The following is a 19,428-nucleotide window of genomic DNA, read 5'->3' as shown; positions in this document are numbered from 1 at the left end:
TCTCCTGACGACGGCTTTCGGGATGAGGAATCTCGCATCGGCCCAGGCGCGCGGTCGAATGCCGTGTCAATCGCTCCCCGGTGGTGACCCACCTCAACGCCAGTCGCGACACTGCGAGCATATCGGAAGGCCCGCTGATACGCTGGCGGGATCGGTTTTGTTAGGAAGCCTTACAGATCGGCGGCTCCGGTGCCCACACTCCCCCTGGTCCCCCTTCCCCGCCGTGTCGCGCCCACCGAGGCCGCATCGCCCTTCCCGATCACGTCCGCCACGACCGTCAGCGGTGACACGGATGCCGCAGGCACCCTCGCCGCGCTGCTGCGCACCCGCACCGGCCTCGAGCTCGCCGCGACCGACGACGGCGACATCGTCCTCTCGGTCGGCGGCGGAGGCGAGCCCGAGTCCTACCGCCTCCGCGTCGGCGCCGACGGCATCCGGATCGACGGAGCCGACGCCGCCGGCCTCTTCTACGGCATCCACACCCTCGTCCAGCTGATCCACGGCACCGATGCCGGGTGGATCGTCCCGGCAGTGGAGATCGAGGACGCCCCTCGCTTCGCCTACCGCGGCGTCATGCTCGACGTCGCGAGACACTTCCACGACGTCGACACCGTCCGCGCCTACATCGACCGGGCGGCGGCCCTGAAGTTCAACCACCTCCATCTGCACCTCTCCGACGATCAGGGCTGGCGGCTGGAGATCCGGTCCCGGCCGGAGCTGACCCGCGCGGCGTCGGCCACCTCCGTCGGCGGCGGCCCGGGCGGCTACTACACGCAGGACGACTACCGCGCGATCGTCGCGTACGCGGCATCCCGCCACATGACCGTCGTCCCCGAGCTCGACATGCCCGGTCACACCCACGCCGTGGGCGTCGCCCACCCCGAGCTCGCCGAAAACCCCGTCCTGGATGCCGTGGTTTCCAGCGGCGGCCCGGCCCCCCGGGCCGGCGAGCCCTATACGGGGATCGACGTGGGCTTCTCTTCGCTGCGGATCGGCGAGGACGCCACCTACGACTTCGTCGCCGACGTGTTCGGCGAACTCGCCGAGCTGACCCCGGGCCCTTACCTCCACTTCGGCGGCGACGAAGCGCTCGGCACCTCCCCGGAGGACTTCGCGACGTTCGTCGCGCGGGCATCCGAGATCGTGCGCCGCACGGGCAAGACCCCCGTCGCCTGGCACGAGGCGGGTGCTGCGCCGGGCCTCGCGCGGGGCACGATCGGACAGTACTGGAGCTTCGTCACCCCGGTGGACGGCGCCGACGAACGCGCCCGAGCGTTCACGCGAGGCGGCGGCCGGCTGATCCTCTCGCCGGCCGACGCGATCTACCTCGACATGAAGCCGCACGAGGACTTCCCGCTCGGCCTCACCTGGGCGCGGGGCGCGACGAGTGTCGAGCGCGCCTACCGGTGGGAGCCGAGCGCCGTCGTCGACGGTCTCGCCGAGGAGGACATCCTCGGCGTGGAGGCGCCCCTGTGGACGGAGACGGTCGCGACGCTGGAGGACATCGACGCGTTGGCCTTCCCGCGGATCGCCGCCGCCGCGGAAGCCGCCTGGTCGCCGGCGACGTCTGACGCGGGGGATCGCACCTGGGAGTCCTTCCGCGTGCGAACAGGCGGGCTCGGCCCCCTCTGGACGACGCTCGGCATCCGCTTCCCCGCCTCGCCGGAGATCCCGTGGACGACCTGACTCGCATCATCCACTCCGTGCGGCTCGTCGACGACGGCGCCTCGACCGAAGACGCCTGGGTACGCATCGCGGGCGGACGCGTGGCGGCATCCGGCACCGGCGGAAGCTGGCGCGATCAGGGCGCCGACGAGGTCATCGATGCCGTCGAGGTCGCCGGCGACGGCGCCGTCCTCACCCCCGGGTTCGTGGACATCCACGGGCACGGCGGCGGCGGATTCGCCTACGACGACGGGGCCGACGCGATCCGCGCCGCCCGCGCCGTGCATCTCGGCCACGGCACGACACGCGCGGTGGTGTCCCTCGTCACCGCCCGCCTCGACCTGCTCGCGCGACGCGCGGCGACGGTCGCCGCGGTCGCGCGCACCGATGCCGGCGTGCTCGGCATCCACCTGGAGGGGCCTTTCCTCGACCCGGGCCACCGCGGCGCCCACGACCCGGCCCTCCTCGTCCCACCGAGCCCCGATGCCCTCGACCGCCTCGTCGAGGCGTGCGGCGGCGCCCTCACCCAGATCACGCTGGCGCCCGAACTCCCCGGCGGCCTCGCCGCCGTCGAGCGGCTCGCCCGCGCGGGCGTGACCGTCGCAATCGGGCACACCGCGGCCGACGCGGAGACCGCGCGCCGCGCGTTCGATGCCGGCGCGCGGATCCTCACCCACGCGTTCAACGCGATGCCGGGGCTCCATCACCGGGCGCCGGGGCCTGTCGGCGCCGCGACGGGCGACCCCCGGGTCACGCTCGAGGTCATCGCCGACGGCATCCACCTGCACCCCGACGTCATCCGCATCGCCTTCGCCGCCGCGCCCGGGCGGATCGCCCTCGTGACCGACGCCATGGCGGCCGCCGGCGCGGCCGAGGGCGACTATCTGCTGGGCGCCCTCGCCGTCCGTGTGGAGGGCGGCACCGCGCGCCTGGCCGACGGCACGATCGCCGGTTCCACACTCACGCAGGATGCCGCGCTCCGCCTCACCGTCGCGGCCGGGATCCCCCTCCCCGCGGCGGTCGCGGCGCTCACGCGCACCCCGGCGCAGGCCATCGGACGCCCCGAGTTCGGCTCGCTCGCCGTCGGGGCGGTCGCCGACGCGGTGCTGCTGGATGCCGCGCTGACGGTGCGCCGCGTCTGGAGCGGCACGGCCTGAGCGGCCCCGACTCGGACGCCCGCCGCTTCAGACGCCCGCCGCGACGCGGCCCGGAGCGGGCACCGCGAGCAGCGCGGCCCCGACAGCTCCGACCGGGTCGCCGTCCGGCACGGCCACGACCCGGCGCGCCAAGTCGAGCGAGGTGAGGAACGTCGAACCGGATGCCGCCTGCCGCAGCGCCGCACGCACGGGGGCGTGCAGTCGCTCGCCCAGGTGCGACACCCCGCCGCCGAGCACGACGACGTCGACGTCGGCGGTGAGGACGAGCAGCTGCGCGGCAGCGGCAACCCCCCAGACGACGTCGCTCCGGATCGCCTCGGCCTCGGGGTCGCCGGCGTCGGCCGCATCGAAGACGGCGGCGACGGGCAGGTCGGCCGGGCGCCGCCATCGCGCCGCGACGTTCGCACCGCCCGCCAGCGCCTCGATGCAGCCGCGCTGACCGCACGGGCAGAGCGGCCCCGCGGGATCGACGCTGACATGCCCGATCTCCCCGGCCGCCCCGCGCGCGCCGCGCCACGGCATCCCGCCCACGACGATCCCGGCGGCCACCCCCGTCCCGAGGTTCAGGTACGCGAGGGCGCCCGCGTCCGGCATCCGTGCCGCGGCTCCCACCGCCGCGGCCCGCACGTCGTTGTCGACGGTGGGACGGATGCCGGTGCGCCGGGCGACCGCCGCGGCGAGATCGAGCTGCTCGATGCCGAGGTTCAGGGCGTGACGGACGACACCGCCGGCGGGCGCGATCTGCCCGGGAACGCCGATGCCGACGGCATCCGGCTGTGCACCGCCGGCGACCGCGGCGATCGCGGCGACGATGCCGTCGACCACCGCGTCGGCACCCCACCCGGTGGGCCGGCGTTCGCTCGCGAGGACGCGGCTCTCCCCGTCCACCGCGACGGCGAGGATCTTCGTGCCGCCGACGTCGAGTCCGATCCGCACGCTCATCCCTTCACCGCGCCGGCCACGAGCCCGCCCGACATCCGCCCCTGGACGATGAGGAAGAAGATCACGACCGGGATGGAGATGAGGGTGGATGCCGCCATGACGGCGCCCCAGTTGGTGGCCTCGGTGGCGGACTGGAAGGAGAGCAGCCACGGCGGGAGCGTCAGGTTGTAGCCCTTCATCAGGAGGAGGGCCATCGTGAACTCGTTCCAAGACTGGATGAACGCGAAGATCCCGGTGGCGACCAGGCCCGGTGCGAGGAGGGGGAAGGTGACCCGCCAGAACGCCTGCGACCGGGTGCAGCCGTCGATCATGGCGGCCTCCTCGAGGTCGACGGGGACACCTGCGACGAACCCGCGGAGGGTCCAGATGGTGAAGGGGATGACGGCGGCGACGTAGACGATCCCGAGCCCGAGGAGGGTGTTCATGAGGCGCCAGTCGTCGACCATCCCGTAGATGGTGAACATCATCGCCTCGCCGGGGATCATCTGGACGATGAGGACGGCGACGATGAAGGAGCGCCGCCCGCGGAATCGGATGCGCGAGACCGCGATGGAGGCGAGGAAGGCGAAGAGCAGGGTCGCGACGAGCACACCGACCGTCACGAGCGTCGAGCTCAGCAGACCGTGGGTGAAGTCGGTCTGACCGGGAGCCGCCTCGCGCGTCCACGCGGTCTGGAAGTTCCGCAGCGTGAAATCGAGCGGCAGGAAGCTGGGGGTGCGGCTGATGATGCTCTCGCCGCGGGTGAACGACATGTTCAGCATCCAGTAGACGGGGAAGACCGAGCACACGAAGACGATGAGCGCCGCCAGATTCAGGGCGGCGCGGGTCGCGAGCCGGCCGCGCGGGGGGCGCCGGGCGGCGAGCGACCTCGGGCGTGGCGTCTTCGCGTCGCCGACGGGGCCGGCGATCTCGTCGACGCCCACCGTCGCGAGCTGGGTGGCCGGGGTGACCTGGGTGCTCACAGCTCCTCCTCCTTGAGGGTGGTGCGGACGTATCCCCACGACAGTGCGAGGAGCAGGATGACCATCAGCACGCCGATGGCGCTCGTGACGCCGAACTCCCCCACCCCCTGCCGGAAGATGTAGGTGCCGAGCACGTTGGTCTCGGACACGAGGCCGCCGCGCTGCTGCAGCGTGTAGACCTGGGTGAAGATCCGCAGATTCCAGATGACCTGCAGCACGACGACGACGGTGAAGACGTTGCGCAGGTAGGGGAAGACGACCAGGCGGAAGCGCTGGAGTCCGGTGGCGCCGTCGAGGGATGCCGCTTCCAGGACCTCTCCGGGCACCTGGCCGAGCGCGGCGTAAAGGGTGAACGCCGCGAACGGGACGCCCTGCCAGACGACGATGATCGTCAGCACCAGGAAGAACGACCACGGGTTCAGCAGCCAGGAGTGGTTCGTGAACTCGGTGGAGCCGGTCACGGTGTTCAGCGCCCAGTTGACGAGGCCGTACTGGGTGTCGAAGATCCACCCCCAGACGGTCGTGGCGGCCAGCGGCGGCATCGCCCATGCCAGGAGGAGCCCGATCGAGACGAGGACGCGCCATCCCCGCGAGAGACGGGTCATGAGGACGGCGACGAGAGAACCGAGACCGACGATCAGCACGGTCATCACGATCATGAGGCCGAGGCTGCGCCCGAGCACGGCCGGGAAGTCGGACTGGGTGAAGACGGCGATGTAGTTCTCGAACCCGACGACGCCCGGCAACGTGCCCTGGATCTTGTTGCGGATCGAGTAGTCGGTGAAGGACTGCACGACCATGAGCACGGCCGGGTAGCCCACCATCACGCCCAGGATCACGAGCGAGGGGGCGAGCAGGGTCAGGGCGGAGGCGGCATCCCTCCGACGCCGGGAACGGTCGCGCGCGTTCTCGGCGAGCGCGTCGCGCGGGGGGCGTGCGCGGCGGGGTGGTGCGGTCGGGGCGCCGGTCATCGCCGCCTCCTCTCGATCGGGTCGGGTGGGTCACTCCGAGCGGTGCCGGTGCGGATGCCGCGAAGCGTCCGCACCGGCACGCAGGGTGTCACTTGTTGAGGATCGCCTCGATCTGGCCATCGAGCTCGGTCGCGATCGCGGTGACGTCGCCGCCCTGGGCGATCTTCACGAGCGCGTCCTTGATGACGCCCGAGGACTCCACCTCAGCCCAGTTCGGGCTGGCGGGGACGGCCTTCGAGGAGGCGGCGGCCTTCGCGGCTTCCGCGGTGATCTCGTCGTCGGGGAGGTACTGCGCGAACGAGGCGAGCGCGGGGATCAGGCCGTTCTCGGCGAGGATCTTCTGGTAGCCCTCCGAGAGGATGATCGACAGCGCAGCCTGCGCCTTGTCCTGCGCGTCCGACTTCGCCGCGACGGCGATGTTCGACCCGCCCGCGAAGACGGGTGCGACCTCGCCTGCGGAGGTGCCCGGAAGCGCGAAGGCCTTGAGGTCCTTCCCTGCCTCGTCGGGGCAGCCGGGGGCCGTCTCGGCGTCGGCGGGGGCGAGGATCGACCACTTCACCCACGCGGGTGCGGAGAGGAAGCCGATCTCGCCCGCGCAGAACGGGACCTGCGGATCTGCTTCGTCGCCGTCGGCGGGGGCGATCGTCGCGTTCTCGTAGACCTCCTGGAGCATCTCGAGTCCGGCGATGCCGCCCTCGCTCGAGAACCCGCCCGTCCACTGGTCGCCGTCGAGCGTCGCGATCTCGCCGCCGTTCGCCCACACGTAGGGAAGAGCGTTGTACCAGTCCTTCCCCGGCGCGTAGATGCCGGACTTGCTGTCCGTCGTCGCGTCCACGCCCGCCTGGACGTACTCCTCGAGCGTGGTGGGAACGGCGCCGTCGTAAGTGGCCGGCGAGTAGAAGACGACGCGCGAGCCGGCGTAGTACGGCGCCGCGTACAGGGTGCCGTCCTCGGAGCCGAGCTCCACGAAGCTCTGCAGGAGGTCGTCGCCGCCGAGGTCCTCCTGAAGTCCGGAGATGTCGGAGAACAGACCCTGCGCGATGAAGCCGGGCGCCTGCGTGTTGCCCACCTCGACGAGGTCGGGCGCGTCGTTCGACGACAGCGCGGCCACGTAGTTGTCGGCGGTGTCGGCCCAGGTCTTCTCTTCGATCGTGAGCGTCCAGCCCTCGTTCTCATCCTCGAAGGTCTTCTTGAGGTAGTCGCGGGCGTCCTGCGGGGTGTCGGTGCCGACCAGCCACACGGTCAGATCGCCGGTCTCGGCGCTCTCCGCGGCGGGAGTCCCCCCACCGGAGCATCCGGCGAGGACCAGGGCGGAGGCGCCGAGGAGCGACAGTGCTCCGAGGGTCTTCTTCATAGCGGTTCCTTCATTCTCTTGATGACGACGGGCCGGGCGGACCGTCCGGGTGATGCGGGTGGAGCGGTGGAGCGGTGTCAGGACACCCCGAGGCGGCCGGACAGGACCATGACGGCCGCACCGCGCAGGACGATGTCCTCGCTGTGCTCCGTCATCCGCACCTGCAGCTCGTCATGGAACGTGGCGAGCGTGCGGGTGCGCACCGTCTCGGCGGCGGACCGTGCCAGGACGCCGTCGAGCAGGTCGGTGGGGCCGGAGAGCGCGATCTCCGACAGGTCGAGCGCGCCGACGATCGGAGCGAGCGCGATGCCGAGCCGTTCGCCGGCGTCGCGCAAGACGCCCGTGGGATCGTCGCTCGCCGCGACGCGCGCGGTGAGAGCGGGAACGGCGAGCCACGCTTCCAGGCAGCCGATCTTGCCGCACGCGCAGGCCGGACCGCCGTCGGTCCCGACGGTGACGTGACCGATCTCCCCGGCGGCGAACCGCGCGCCGGCGAGCGGCTGCCCGCCGGTGAGCAGGCCCGCACCGACACCGCGTCCGATGCGCACGAGGATCACGTCGTCGCCGGCTCCGCCGAAGGTGTGCTCGGCGAGGACGGCGGCGTTCGCGTCGTTGGCGACGAGGACCGGGAGGTCGAGCGCATCGGTCAGGATGCCGGCGAGGTCGAGGTCCGACCAGCCGAAGCCGGGGGCGGCGAGGACGACACCGCGGTCGTCCACGACGCCGGGGGTGCCGACGCCGAGCCCCAGGACGGGAGCGTGCGCGTCGGCCACGACAGCGCGGGCGAGCTCGATGATCGCCGGAAGGAGGTCGTCGGCGGCGCTCGGGACGGCGACCTCGTGACGGGCGACGATCTCGCCGTCGAGGGTGAGCGCGGCGCCCACGAACCGGTCTGTGCCCGAGAGGTCGAGACCGGCGATGCGGTGTCCGTCGCGCGCGAGGTCGACGAGGATCGCCGGCTTGCCCGGGCCCGACGCCTCGCGCACGCCGCGTTCGACGATGTAGCCATCATCGATGAGGGCGGCGACCAGGTCGGAGATGGTGACCCGCGTCAAACCGGTCTCGCGTGAGAGGTCGGCGCGACTCATCGCGCCGTCGGAGAAGAGCGCCTGGAGGACGAGGGCGCGGTTGTGGGCGCGTGCATGCTCGGGAAGGATCTTTCCCGTCGTTCCGCGGACGCGGGCGGGTCGGGGAACTCGAGAGGCGGCGGGCATGTTTGTTAGTAGACCTTACGAACTCGATCGCCACAAGGGTTCCGCTCCAGTTTGCAAGCAGTCTTAACAAACTCGTTACACTCCCGCCCCGCCGTAGGATCGAGGCATGACAGACCTCCCCACGGTGCGCCCCGAGAAGCCCGCGGAACCCCTCCCCGCAGGAACCCGCGAGCCGCTGTCCGCGATTGACGTCCTGAGCTTCCTCTCGGCACTGTTCGCCGTCGGCACCCTCGCCTTCTGGGGATTCACCGCCTGGGACGCGCCGTGGAACATCGTGGTGGGCATCGCCGCGCCCCTCGGCGCGCTCGTCCTGTGGGGACTCGTCGTCTCCCCCCGCGCCGTGCTGCGCGTGCACCCCTTCATCCGCGGACTCGTCGAACTGCTCATCGCCCTCTCGGCGACGATCGCGTGGTGGAGTGCCGGTCAGGCGTGGATCGGCCTCGGATACGGCGTCGTCGCCGTCATCATCGGCGTCATCGCGGGGCGTAAGCGCCTGTCGTGAGCGACGTCCTCGGCCTCCTCCGCGCAGAGCTCGGCGAGCGCGTCGACACCGATCCCGGCAGCCTCGACGAGGCCCGCGCAGACAAATCCGGCCACCGGTCCCCCGAGCGGGGCATCGCGGTGGTCCACGCGGCATCCGTCGCCGATGTCCAGGCCACGATGCGCATCGCGCATCGCACCGGGACCCCCGTCGTGGTGCGCGGTGCCGGTACCGGTCTCGCAGGCGGCGCGAATACCGGACGGGGCGAGATCGCACTCTCGCTGCGGAGCATGGACCGCATCGTCGAGGTGCGCGCCGACGACCTGCTGGCCGTGGTCGAACCCGGGATCCTCAACGCGGCGCTCAACGAGCGCCTTGCCGCGCACGGGCTCTGGTGGGCACCCGACCCTGCGAGCCGGGACATCTCCACGGTGGGCGGCAACATCGCGACAGGCGCGGGAGGCCTCCTCTGCGCGAAGTACGGCGTGGTCCGTGACGCCGTCCTCGGCCTCGACGTGGTGCTCGCCGACGGCCGCCTCATCTCGGTCGGTCACCGGAGCGTCAAGGGCGTCACCGGCTACGACCTGACAGCCCTCATGATCGGATCGGAGGGCACGCTGGGCGTCGTCGTCGGTGCGACGCTGAAGCTCCGCCGACTCGTCCCGGGCACGACGCGCACCCTGACCGCCACCTTCCCCGATGTGCGCGCGGCGGCGGTGGCGTCTGCGGCCGTGACCGCGTCGGGAGCACAGCCGGCGATCATGGAGCTGATGGACGCGGAGAGCCTCGCCGCCTCGCACGCCCTCCTGGGCCTGCCATCCCCGCTGACGGGTGCCGCGCAACTCACCGTGCAGACCGATGGGATCGCCGCCGCCGACGAACAGGCCGCCATCGCCGCAGTCCTCACCGCCGCCGGCGGCGCTGTCCGACTCGCGACGGACGACGCCGAGGCCGCCCAGCTGTGGCAGGTGCGCCGGTCCATGCATCCCGCGATGGAGCGCCTCGGGACCACCCTCATCGAGGACGTCTCCGTGCCGCGCAGCGCGCTCCCGGCGATGTTCGACGAGATCGCCCGGATCGAAACGGAGTTCGGCGTGACGATCCCCACGGTGTGCCATGCAGGCGACGGCAACCTCCATCCCAACTTCGTGTTCGAGGGCGCGGTCGTCCCCGGTCACATCTGGGATGCCGCCGACGCCCTCTTCCGCGCGGCGCTCGCCCTCGGCGGGACGCTCACCGGCGAGCACGGCATCGGCGTCCTGAAGAGCAGGTGGCTCGCCGATGAGCTCGGCGCCGACCAGGATGCGCTGCAGCGCGGCATCAAGGCGGTGTTCGACCCCACCGGCATCCTGAATCCGGGGAAGGTCTTCGCCTCTCAGCCCTGAGGGAGCGCGCGCACCGTCGACACCCGCCGCCGCGGGGCGGCGGGCGACGTCGTGACGGAGAGGACGATCGAGACCACCCCGACCAGCGCCGGGATCGTCGCGGGGAGGACGCCTGCGCCGCCGGCGGCGTTGCTCGATACGACGGGGACCACGAGAGCGAAGAACGCGGCGAGCCCGAGGCCGAGGGTCACGGCGGCGAGCGGGATCCAGCTCCACGGCGCGGGGATGACGCCCACCCGCACGATGTAGACCGCCGCGGCGAAGGCGAGGACGTACGCGACGACGCCTCCCGCGGCCGCAGTCAGCGCCGCCTCGATGCCACTCCCGTACCCGCGGGGCCCTGCCCACCACGCGGCCTGGAAGACGCTCAGAGCGCCGAGTCCCAGCAGGAGCGCGACCCCCGCCGGTCGACCGGCCACAGCGCTCTCGCCTGCGCGCAGACCGAAGGCGTACACGAGACAGGCCGACAGCGTGCACAGCGCAGCACCGAGGCCTGCCAGCGGCGCGCCGGCGTCACCGTCCGAGGCGATGCCGAACCCGGCGAGAGAGAAGCCCGTCTGCGCGACGAGCAGCACCCCGCCCACCAGCCACGACCACACCGTTGTGCGCTGCATGGCCACACCCTAGGAGAGCGGACGCGCCCACCGCGAGAGCGGCGACCTTCGGTGAGGGAACTCTCACGAAACGCGGTCGGAAGCCCCGAGGGGGTCAGATCCTCGGCGCCCCTCAGATGCCCTGCCAGGCGGGCTTGTTGGCGTAGGCATAGCGGTAGTAGTCGCCGTTCTCGAGTCGCGATGCGGCCGCGTCGTCGACGATGACGGTCACGTGGGGATGGAGCTGGATCGCCGACCCGGGGAGAGACGAGGTCACCGGCCCTTCCACCGCGCGGGCGACGGCGTCGGCCTTGCCTGCACCGAAGGCGAGCAGGACGAGGTGCCGGGCCTCGAGGATGGTCCCGAGACCCTGCGTGATGCAGTGCATCGGCACGTCGTCGATGGAAGCGAAGAAGCGCGCGTTGTCGCGGCGGGTCTGCTCGACCAGGGTCTTCACCCGGGTCCGCGACGCGAACGAGGATCCCGGTTCGTTGAAGCCGATGTGGCCCGACGTGCCGATCCCGAGGATCTGCAGATCGATGCCGCCCGCGTCGGCGATGGCGCGCTCGTAGTCCTCCCCCGCGTGCTCGATGGTCGCGAGGTCGCCGTTTGGCGTCTGCACCCGAGCAGCGTCGAGGCCGAGCGGCTCGACGACCTCGCGGGTGATGACGGCCCGATAGCTCTCGGGATGGGCGGGGTCGATGCCGACGTACTCGTCGAGGGCGAAGCCGCGCACCTGCGACACGTCCAGCCCTGCGAGCCGGTCGCGGAGGGCGTCGTAGACGGGCAGCGGCGTCGAGCCGGTCGCCAGTCCCAGCACCGTGTCGGGGCGATGGATGATGAGTCGCGCGATCTCATCGGCGGCCAATGCGCCCGCCTCCGCAGGGGACTCGACGATGACGACCTCGGCCATGACAGCACTCCTCCCGCCGCGGCGGCGCCGCGCGCCTGGCCAGTGTACGGCTCCGGTTCAGGTCGACCCGTGACACCCTGGAAGGCCCCGCATCCAGGAGCTCACCGTGTCGCCGTCCCCTCGCCTCCCCGGCATCCGCCCCGCCCTCGTCGCCCTCGCGCTGACCGTCGCCCTCACCGGATGCTCGGCGTCGTCGGACGACGCGGAGGGGTCGCAGCCGATCGCGGAGGCCTGCGCCGGCGTGAGCACGCGCGTCGACGCGGCGATGACCGCCTTCGCCGACGTGGATGCCGCGGATCCGGCGGCGGCGGCCGACGCGCTGGCCGCGGTCGTCGATGGGCTCGGCGACGCCTCGCGCTCGATCGACAACGCCGAGCTCGAGAAGACGGTGACGAAGCTGCATGACGGCTTCGCGACCCTGAGCGATGCGGTGGACGCTGCGGCCTCCGGCGACATCACCGGCGTCGCAGGCCTCGCGACGGCCACGGAGGACATCCGGGCGGCGGGGGCCGAGTTCGCCCGACTGTGCAGCGACTGAGGCGACTTCCCAGGCCGGTCGCGTACCATTTCGAGTGCGCGACGGATCACCCGAACGCGTCTGGACGCTACTCGGGGGAGAACGATGTCCGAAGTGATCACGCGGCAGGGTGCCGATGACCAGCCCGCAGCCGACGCACCTGATGTCCGTTGGGCACCGGCCGAGCCCGCGCCGCGCCGTCGCCACCTGGGCTTGAAGATCGGCATTCCCGTCGCGGTCGTCACCGCCGGTGCCGTCGCCGCGTCGCTCGTCCTGATCGCGCCCGGCACCGCTGTCGCCGGCGCGTCCGTCGGTTTCCAGACGCCCGGCATGGCCGCCGACAGCATTTCCTCGCATCTGGCGGGTCTGACGATCTCCCTCGGCGATGGTGGACCGACCGTCACCGGCGCCGACCTCGGCGCCTCGGTCGATTCCGCGGCCCTCGCCGACGCGGCGTTCGGCCAGAGCCCGATGTGGAACGTGGGCGCGTGGTTCTCCCAGCTGCCCGGCGGCACCGTCACGCTCGACGAGGGCAAGGCCACCGCCGCCCTCCGGGACGCGCTTCCCGAGCTCTACTCGGAGCCGACGGCTGCCGCCGTCTCGTTCGACGGCGGCGCCTACACGGTGACCCCCGCCGCCGACGGCAGCGGCATCGACCTCGCGGCCGTGCAGACCGCGATCGACGCGGCTCTCGCCGAGGGTGAGTCCGCCGTGACGGTCCCCGCCGAGGCGGTCGCGGTGCCCTCCGCCACCACGACCGAGATGGCCGAAGCCACCGTCGCCACGCTCGCCGACATGATCGACACCGCGGGCTTCTACGCCGGCGAGGAGCGGGTCGTGCCCGTCTCGGCCGAGCGCCTCGCGTCGTGGCTCACCATCGGCACCGACGAGTCGGGCGCCTTCACGATCACCGCCGACGCGGCCGCCATCCAGACGACCGTCGACGGGCTCGCCGACAAGGTGAACCAGGACCCCGTCACCGCCGAGATCCTCACCAGCGAGGCCGGCACCGAGCTCGTCACCGTCGTCGAGGGGCAGGACGGACGCGTTCTCGGCGACACCGCCGGCGTCGCCCGCGACTACGCCGACCAGCTGGCCACCGGCGATGCGGCCTATGCGCTGCCGATCGACGTCACGCCGCGCGAGACGGTCACGACGACCCGCCTGGCCGAAGTCGACCTCGGCGAGCAGCGCCTCTACCTGAAGGAGAACGGCAAGGTCATCGACACCTGGCTCATCTCCAGCGGTCGCGACGGCGCCGTGACCTTCCCCGGTCGCTACTCGATCGGCTGGCGGACCCCGCTCCAGGACATGACGGGCACCTCGCGCGACACCGGCACGAAGTACACCCAGCCCGACGTGCCCTGGGTCATGTACTTCAACGGCAACCAAGCGTTCCACGGCGCCTACTGGCACAACAACTTCGGCAACCAGATGAGCGCCGGGTGCGTCAACATGCCGCCGAATCTGGCCAAGAAGCTCTACGACTGGCTGCCCAACGGCGCCGACGTCTGGATCCACGCCTGACGCGCTGATCCCTCCTACGGCGAAGGCCGGATGCCACGCGGCATCCGGCCTTCATCGTGTCCGAGTCGATCCCCTCCCCTGACCGCGAGACAGCAGTGGGAGCCCGAGACGTTGGTCTGATGTCAACGTTTCGGGCCGTGGCTGCTGTCTCGCGGACTGCGAAGGGCGGGAGGGACGGTCAGATCCCGTTGACGATCGCGTTCAGGGTCTGCGAGGGGCGCATCACGGCTTCGACGAGCTTCGCGTCGGGGCGGTAGTAGCCGCCGATCTCGGCGGGCGAACCCTGCACGGCGAGCAGCTCCGCGACGATCGTGTCCTCGTTCGAGGCGAGCGCCTCGGCGACCGGCGCGAACGCCGCCGCCAGCTCGGCGTCCGCGGTCTGGCCGGCCAGCTCCTGCGCCCAGTAGGTGGCGAGGTAGAAGTGGCTGCCGCGGTTGTCGATCGTCCCGAGGGCGCGCCCCGGCGACTTGTCGTTCTCGAGGAACGTGCCCGTGGCGGCATCCAGCGTGTCAGCCAGGACCTTCGCCTTGGCGTTGCCGGTGACCTCAGCGAGGTGCTCGAAGGATGCCGCGAGTGCGAAGAACTCGCCGAGCGAGTCCCACCGCAGGTAGTTCTCTGAGGTGAGCTGCTGCACGTGCTTCGGCGCGGAACCGCCCGCGCCGGTCTCGAACAGTCCGCCGCCGGCGAGCAGCGGAACGATCGAGAGCATCTTGGCGCTCGTGCCGACCTCGAGGATCGGGAAGAGGTCGGTGAGGTAGTCGCGCAGCACGTTGCCGGTGACGGAGATCGTGTCCTCACCCTTGCGGATGCGGTCGAGCGAGTACTGCGTCGCCTCGGCGGGCGCGAGGATCTCGATCGTGAGTCCGTCGGTGTCGTGATCGGCGAGGTACGCGTGCACCTTCTCGATGAGCTGCGCGTCGTGCGCGCGGTTCGCGTCGAGCCAGAACACGGCAGGCGAACCGGTCGCGCGTGCGCGCGTGACGGCGAGCTTCACCCAGTCGCGGATCGCGACGTCCTTGGTCTGCGTCGCGCGCCAGATGTCGCCGGCGGCCACCGTGTGCTCGATGAGCACGGTGCCGGCCTGGTCGACGATCTGCACCGTGCCGGGGGAAGCGATCTCGAACGTCTTGTCGTGGCTGCCGTACTCCTCGGCGGCCTGCGCCATGAGGCCCACGTTCGGGACGGTGCCGATCGTGGCGGGGTCGAGCGGGCCGTGCGCGATGACGTCCTCGATCACCGTCTGGTAGACGCCGGCGTACGACGAGTCGGGGATCACCGCGATGGTGTCGGCTTCGCCGCCGTCTGCGCCCCACAGCTTGCCGCCGTTGCGGACGAGGGCCGGCATCGACGCGTCGACGATGACATCGGAGGGCACGTGCAGGTTGGTGATGCCCTTGTCGCTGTTGACGTACGAGAGGCGGGGACCGCTCTGCAGTGCGGCATCGAAGGCGGCGGCGATCTCGGCGCCGCCCGCGACCGACCCGAGGCCGGCGAGGATCGAGCCGAGGCCGTCGTTCGGCGTGAGGCCTGCGGCGGCGAGCGCGGCGCCGTGCTGCGCGAAGACGTCGGCGAAGAAGGCCTTCACGACGTGGCCGAAGATGATCGGGTCGGAGACCTTCATCATCGTCGCCTTGAGGTGCACGGAGTACAGCACGTCATCGGCCTTCGCGGCGTCGATCGTCTCGGCCAGGAAGGCGTCGAGGGCTGCGGCCGAGAGGAACGTGGCATCCACGATCTCGCCGGGAAGCACCTTCAGGCCGCTCTTGAGGGTCGACACCGTGCCGTCCTCGGCCACGTGCTGGATCGTGAGGACGTCGTCGGCGGCGAGGACGGTCGAGCGCTCGTTGCTCTTGAAGTCGTCGTGCCCCATGGTCGCGACGCGGGTCTTCGACCCCTCGGCGAACGGCTTGTTGCGGTGCGGGTGCTTCCGCGCGTAGTTCTTCACCGACAGGGGCGCGCGCCGGTCGCTGTTGCCCTCACGGAGGACCGGGTTCACGGCGGAGCCCTTGATGCGGTCGTACCGCGCGCGGACGTCTTTCTCCTCGACCGTGGTCGCCTCGTCCGGGTAGTTCGGGATGTCGTAACCCTGCGACTGGAGTTCGGCGATGGCGGCCTTCAGCTGGGGGATGGATGCCGAGATGTTCGGCAGCTTGATGATGTTCGCCTCGGGCAGGGTGGCGAGGCCGCCGAGCTCGGCGAGGGCGTCGCCGACCTGCTGCTCGGGCGTGAGCTCCTGTGGGAATGCCGCGAGGATGCGACCGCCGAGCGAGATGTCGCGGGTCTCGATCTCGATCCCCGCCTGGCTGGCGACGGCCGTGACGATGGGAAGGAACGAGGCGGTGGCGAGCGCCGGGGCCTCGTCGGTGTGGGTGTAGATGATGGTCGACTCGGACACGTCTCGTCTCTCCGTTTGAACGTCGGGGGAATCCCGTTCAGACTATCGCACCACCCTGAAGTCTCTCGATGTCGAGATACTTCTTCGGGTACCCGGCGCGGACGGGTCGAATCGGTCCTTCGCGAAATGACGTGCGCCCCCGTCGCCGCGCCGGGTACCCTGGCGGCATGACGGAGCTGCGATTGGTCGAACTGTCCGCGAACACGATCGTGGCGGTCAACACGATGTCTCTGAAGCCGGGGCAGGAGCAGTTCCTCGCTCCGACGAGCTACGCGGTCGCTGGCGCCGTCGTCAATCCGGCGACAGCGTGGCAGCGCGTCGTCCTCGACGGCGACGAGGTCGTCGGGTTCGTCAGCGCGAATTTCGATGAGGATGCCGCGCAGGAGCACTTCCGCTCCGTCCTGTGGCGCATCAACGTCGACGCCGACGATCAGGGCCGCGGTGTAGGCCGATTCGCCGTCGCGCGGCTCCTCGATGAAGCACGCGACCGTGGCTTCGACCACGTCAACGTCATCTACGAAGCGGGCGACGGCGGACCCGAGGCCTTCTTCCGGCGTGTCGGATTCACGCCCGTGGACGAGACGGAGTACGGCGAGGTCGTCGCCGAGCTGCGCCTCTGAGCCGACCCGCACCCGTCCTCGAACTCCCGACGGCGACACGATGCCCTGGCGTCGTGCCGCCGTCGTTCGTTCTCGCCGCGCCTGTTCGTTCCGTCGCGTATGAGAGCGCTCTCGGATTTGTTGATCTCGACGACAAAAGTCTTGCGCTGAGGACGTGATGATGCATATGCTCACCGTCGAAGCGCTTCGAGATCGAGTTCGGAGACGCGCACATTCGATGGAGAAGGTGTCATGGCACGGATCGACGAGGTGGCGGCGGCGGCCGGCGTGTCGATCAGCACCGTCTCGTACGCACTCAGCGGCAAGCGCGCCATCTCCCCCGACACCCGCCGTCGCGTCCTCGACGCGGCCGCGACCCTGGGTTACCAGCCTCACGCGGGTGCGCGGGCGCTCGCGGGCCGACGAACGCAGATCTTCGCCCTCACCGAGCCGCTGCGGGCCGACACGCACGCACCCACCCACATGGCGTTCGTCCTCGCGGCATCGATCGCTGCCCGCCGTCGCGATTACGACCTCCTTCTCCTCACCGACGAGCAGGCCTCGGCCGGGATGCAGCGGGTCGCCGCCAGCGATCTGGTCGACGCGGTCCTCGTCCTCGACGTCGCCCCCGACGACGCGCGGGTCGAGATCGCGCGGTCGCTGCGGATCCCGACGGTGTTCATCGGCATCCCCGACGATCACGAAGGCCTCGACTGCGTCGACCTCGATTTCGAGGGCGCGGCTGCACTCGCCGTCGACACCCTGGCGGACGCGGGCGTCACGACGATGGCGCTGATCGGTCAGACCGACGTCGCGTACGAGGCATCCAACTTCCCGCCGCGCCTGCGATCGGCGGCGCTGGCTCGCGCCGAGGCGCGGGGCTCGACACTCCGCTTCGCCACGAGCGGTGTCACGACGACCGACCCTTCGAGCGTCCGGGCGGCCACCGCCGCAGCCCTCGACGCCGGCGTCACCGGCATCCTGATCCACGCCGCCGAAGACGCGCACGATGCCGTTCTGTCCGTCCTCGCCGAACGCGACCTCGAGATCGGGCGGGACATCTCGCTCATCTCCGTCGCCACCGTCTTCGACACCTCACGGCTGTCGTCTCCCGTCGACACCATCCCGCTCGTGCCCTCGGCATCGTGCGATGTGGCCGTCGAGCTCGCCATCGCGCGGCTGGAAGAACCCGGCCGCGCCCCGGTGATGCACCTCATCTCACCCGACTACCGATCCGTCGGCTCCGTCGCCCGCCCGGGGTGACCGCCGCGGCGGACGCGCCGGACGCCTCCGCCTCCCTCCCGCTCGGCCCAGGACCGAGCGGCCTGTTCTTATCCGCATCATCGAAGCGCTTCGACACCTCGCGTGAAGAGGCGTCGAAGCGCCCCGGACGCACCACCACCCGAAACACCACGACCGTCCTGGTCACCACGAAAGGAGTGCCGACGATGGCACGCATGACACGACGGACCGCGGCCCTCGCCGCGGTCGCCACCCTCTCCGTCGCAGGGCTCGCCCTGAGCGGCTGCGCCGGCGGAGACACCTCCGGAGGCGACGGCGACACCCTGCGCCTGTGGCACTACGAGGGAGCCGACAGCGCAATGGGCAAGGCCTGGGCCGAAGCGATCAAGGTCTTCGAAGAGGAGACCGGCGCCACCGTCGAGTTCGAGGAGAAGTCCTTCGAGCAGATCCAGAAGACAGCGAGCCAGGTGCTCGACACCGATGCCGCCCCCGACCTGATGGAGTTCAACAAGGGCAACGCGACGGCAGGCTTCCTCGCCAGCACCGGACTCATCGCCGACATCTCCGACGCCGTCGACGAGTACGGGTGGGACGACAAGCTCGCTCCGTCACTGCAGACCACGGCGAAGTACACCGAGGACGGCGTCATGGGTGGCGACACCTGGTACGGCATCCCGAACTACGGCGAATTCGTCGGCGTCTACTACAACCTCGACGCCTTCGAGGAGGCCGGCCTCGAGATCCCGACCACCTACGACGAGTTCGTCGACGTTCTCGACGCGTTCGTCGAGCAGGGCGTCACCCCGCTCGCCGAGGCGGGAGCGGAGTACCCCCTCGGGCAGCTCTGGTACCAGCTCGCCCTGTCGCAGGCCGACCGCTCGTTCGTCGACGATTACCAGCTGTACGAGAACCCCGTCGACTGGAGTGGCCCCGAGGTCACCTACGCGACCGAGACCCTCGCGGACTACGTGGACAAGGGCTACATCGCGAAGGACGTCTCGTCTGTGAAGGCGGAGGATGCCGGCGTCTCCTTCATCAACGGCACCTCCCCGATCTTCGTGTCGGGCTCGTGGTGGTACGGACGCTTCGTCGCCGAGGCGACCGACTTCGAATGGACGATGGGCGCGTTCCCGGAATCCACGCTCTCCCTCGGATCGTCGGGCAACCTGTGGGTCGTCCCGGCGAACGCCGCCAACGCGGAACTCGCCTACGAGTTCATCGACATCACCATGCGCCCTGAGATCCAGGCGATCATCGGCAACAACGGCGGCGTGCCAGTCGCGGCCGACGCCGCCGACATCACCGACGAGAAGAGCGCGGCGCTGATCGAGACCTTCAACGGGATCCTCGACGACGACGGTCTCTCCTTCTACCCGGACTGGCCCGCCCCCGGCTTCTACGACGTCCTCGTCCAGGAGCTGCAGGGCCTCGTGACGGGTGCGCAGGATGCCGCGGCCACCGCGACCAACCTCGGCGAGCAGTACGACGAGGGCACCGCGGACTACCGCTGA

Annotated in this window: 17 protein-coding genes and 1 riboswitch; of the genes, 9 read left to right on the top strand and 8 right to left on the bottom strand. The window is 70.9% G+C overall.

Features of this window, described 5'->3' with window-relative positions; all coding sequences use genetic code 11:
* Positions 1-33: 33 nt before the first annotated feature.
* Positions 34-117, bottom strand: a riboswitch (ZMP/ZTP riboswitch).
* 72 nt (positions 118-189) lie between these two features.
* Positions 190-1,686 carry a family 20 glycosylhydrolase gene (locus tag BKA24_RS04870; protein WP_184215711.1) on the top strand — a complete coding sequence of 499 codons (1,497 nt, stop codon included), beginning with the start codon at positions 190-192 and terminating at the stop codon, positions 1,684-1,686.
* Positions 1,674-2,822 carry an amidohydrolase family protein gene (locus BKA24_RS04865; protein ID WP_184215709.1) on the top strand — a complete coding sequence of 383 codons (1,149 nt, stop codon included), beginning with the start codon at positions 1,674-1,676 and terminating at the stop codon, positions 2,820-2,822. Before BKA24_RS04870 ends, BKA24_RS04865 begins: the two co-directional genes overlap by 13 nt.
* A 27-nt stretch (positions 2,823-2,849) precedes the next feature.
* On the opposite strand, the gene BKA24_RS04860 is transcribed toward BKA24_RS04865, so the two are convergent.
* The 5 genes from BKA24_RS04860 to BKA24_RS04840 all read right to left on the bottom strand — a co-directional run bounded on the left by BKA24_RS04860 (position 2,850) and on the right by BKA24_RS04840 (position 8,265).
* Positions 2,850-3,758 (bottom strand): ROK family protein, encoded by a 909-nt coding sequence (locus BKA24_RS04860; RefSeq protein WP_184220436.1) that lies wholly within the window; start codon positions 3,756-3,758, stop codon positions 2,850-2,852.
* Positions 3,759-3,760: 2 nt separating this feature from the next.
* Positions 3,761-4,726, bottom strand: a complete 966-nt coding sequence (locus BKA24_RS04855) for an ABC transporter permease subunit (RefSeq protein ID WP_184215707.1) — start codon at positions 4,724-4,726, stop codon at positions 3,761-3,763.
* Positions 4,723-5,697: a carbohydrate ABC transporter permease gene (locus BKA24_RS04850; RefSeq protein WP_184215705.1), complete on the bottom strand. Its 975-nt coding sequence runs from the start codon at positions 5,695-5,697 to the stop codon at positions 4,723-4,725. Before BKA24_RS04850 ends, BKA24_RS04855 begins: the two co-directional genes overlap by 4 nt.
* Before the next feature lie 88 nt (positions 5,698-5,785).
* Positions 5,786-7,051 carry a sugar ABC transporter substrate-binding protein gene (locus BKA24_RS04845; protein ID WP_184215703.1) on the bottom strand — a complete coding sequence of 422 codons (1,266 nt, stop codon included), beginning with the start codon at positions 7,049-7,051 and terminating at the stop codon, positions 5,786-5,788.
* Positions 7,052-7,128: 77 nt separating this feature from the next.
* Positions 7,129-8,265: an ROK family transcriptional regulator gene (locus tag BKA24_RS04840; protein WP_184215701.1), complete on the bottom strand. Its 1,137-nt coding sequence runs from the start codon at positions 8,263-8,265 to the stop codon at positions 7,129-7,131.
* 106 nt (positions 8,266-8,371) lie between these two features.
* Here BKA24_RS04840 and BKA24_RS04835 point away from each other — a divergent pair, with 106 nt between their 5' ends.
* Together BKA24_RS04835 and BKA24_RS04830 are read left to right on the top strand one after the other, a co-directional pair.
* A complete protein-coding gene (locus BKA24_RS04835; RefSeq protein WP_184215699.1) occupies positions 8,372-8,767 on the top strand; it encodes a YrdB family protein in 396 nt (131 codons plus the stop codon).
* Positions 8,764-10,131, top strand: a complete 1,368-nt coding sequence (locus BKA24_RS04830; protein WP_184215696.1) for an FAD-linked oxidase C-terminal domain-containing protein — start codon at positions 8,764-8,766, stop codon at positions 10,129-10,131. Before BKA24_RS04835 ends, BKA24_RS04830 begins: the two co-directional genes overlap by 4 nt.
* Here the strand turns inward: BKA24_RS04830 and BKA24_RS04825 are convergent.
* Positions 10,122-10,745 carry a hypothetical protein gene (locus BKA24_RS04825; RefSeq protein ID WP_184215694.1) on the bottom strand — a complete coding sequence of 208 codons (624 nt, stop codon included), beginning with the start codon at positions 10,743-10,745 and terminating at the stop codon, positions 10,122-10,124. The two genes, BKA24_RS04830 and BKA24_RS04825, sit on opposite strands and share 10 nt — an antisense overlap.
* Positions 10,746-10,857: 112 nt before the next feature.
* Positions 10,858-11,637, bottom strand: coding sequence for a glucosamine-6-phosphate deaminase (locus tag BKA24_RS04820; RefSeq protein WP_184215692.1), 780 nt, complete (start codon positions 11,635-11,637; stop codon positions 10,858-10,860).
* A gap of 106 nt (positions 11,638-11,743) precedes the next feature.
* Here BKA24_RS04820 and BKA24_RS04815 point away from each other — a divergent pair, with 106 nt between their 5' ends.
* Complete coding sequence (locus tag BKA24_RS04815; protein WP_184215690.1) at positions 11,744-12,175, top strand: hypothetical protein; 432 nt, start codon at positions 11,744-11,746, stop codon at positions 12,173-12,175.
* An 84-nt stretch (positions 12,176-12,259) separates the two neighbouring features.
* Positions 12,260-13,681: a L,D-transpeptidase gene (locus tag BKA24_RS04810; protein WP_184215688.1), complete on the top strand. Its 1,422-nt coding sequence runs from the start codon at positions 12,260-12,262 to the stop codon at positions 13,679-13,681.
* Positions 13,682-13,859: 178 nt separating this feature from the next.
* Here the strand turns inward: BKA24_RS04810 and BKA24_RS04805 are convergent, their stop codons facing one another.
* A complete protein-coding gene (locus BKA24_RS04805) occupies positions 13,860-16,076 on the bottom strand; it encodes an NADP-dependent isocitrate dehydrogenase (protein WP_184215686.1) in 2,217 nt (738 codons plus the stop codon).
* Positions 16,077-16,243: 167 nt separating this feature from the next.
* On the opposite strand from BKA24_RS04805, the gene BKA24_RS04800 reads away from it, so the two are divergent.
* The 3 genes from BKA24_RS04800 to BKA24_RS04790 all read left to right on the top strand — a co-directional run bounded on the left by BKA24_RS04800 (position 16,244) and on the right by BKA24_RS04790 (position 19,428).
* Positions 16,244-16,696, top strand: a complete 453-nt coding sequence (locus tag BKA24_RS04800) for a GNAT family N-acetyltransferase (protein ID WP_184215684.1) — start codon at positions 16,244-16,246, stop codon at positions 16,694-16,696.
* A gap of 231 nt (positions 16,697-16,927) precedes the next feature.
* A complete protein-coding gene (locus BKA24_RS04795; protein ID WP_184215682.1) occupies positions 16,928-17,938 on the top strand; it encodes a LacI family DNA-binding transcriptional regulator in 1,011 nt (336 codons plus the stop codon).
* Between the two features lie 185 nt (positions 17,939-18,123).
* The gene (locus tag BKA24_RS04790; protein ID WP_184215680.1) at positions 18,124-19,428 is read left to right on the top strand and encodes an ABC transporter substrate-binding protein; all 1,305 of its coding nucleotides are present in this window, start codon (positions 18,124-18,126) and stop codon (positions 19,426-19,428) included.

It is taken from the genome of Microbacterium marinum (genome assembly GCF_014204835.1).
Lineage (GTDB): Bacteria > Actinomycetota > Actinomycetes > Actinomycetales > Microbacteriaceae > Microbacterium > Microbacterium marinum.
The sequence above is the reverse complement of the archived record's forward strand: the minus strand, read 5'-3'. Positions and strand labels throughout refer to the sequence as shown.

Bases quoted from the DNA above. Each gene is read 5' to 3' on its own strand.
- BKA24_RS04850 (WP_184215705.1), bottom strand. From the start codon at position 5,697: ATGACCGGCGCCCCGACCGCACCACCCCGCCGCGCACGCCCCCCGCGC.
- BKA24_RS04845 (WP_184215703.1), bottom strand. From the start codon at position 7,051: ATGAAGAAGACCCTCGGAGCACTGTCGCTCCTCGGCGCCTCCGCCCTG.
- BKA24_RS04840 (WP_184215701.1), bottom strand. From the start codon at position 8,265: ATGCCCGCCGCCTCTCGAGTTCCCCGACCCGCCCGCGTCCGCGGAACG.
- BKA24_RS04835 (WP_184215699.1), top strand. From the start codon at position 8,372: ATGACAGACCTCCCCACGGTGCGCCCCGAGAAGCCCGCGGAACCCCTC.
- BKA24_RS04825 (WP_184215694.1), bottom strand. From the start codon at position 10,745: ATGCAGCGCACAACGGTGTGGTCGTGGCTGGTGGGCGGGGTGCTGCTC.
- BKA24_RS04820 (WP_184215692.1), bottom strand. From the start codon at position 11,637: ATGGCCGAGGTCGTCATCGTCGAGTCCCCTGCGGAGGCGGGCGCATTG.
- BKA24_RS04810 (WP_184215688.1), top strand. From the start codon at position 12,260: ATGTCCGAAGTGATCACGCGGCAGGGTGCCGATGACCAGCCCGCAGCC.
- BKA24_RS04800 (WP_184215684.1), top strand. From the start codon at position 16,244: ATGACGGAGCTGCGATTGGTCGAACTGTCCGCGAACACGATCGTGGCG.
- BKA24_RS04795 (WP_184215682.1), top strand. From the start codon at position 16,928: ATGGCACGGATCGACGAGGTGGCGGCGGCGGCCGGCGTGTCGATCAGC.
- BKA24_RS04790 (WP_184215680.1), top strand. From the start codon at position 18,124: ATGGCACGCATGACACGACGGACCGCGGCCCTCGCCGCGGTCGCCACC.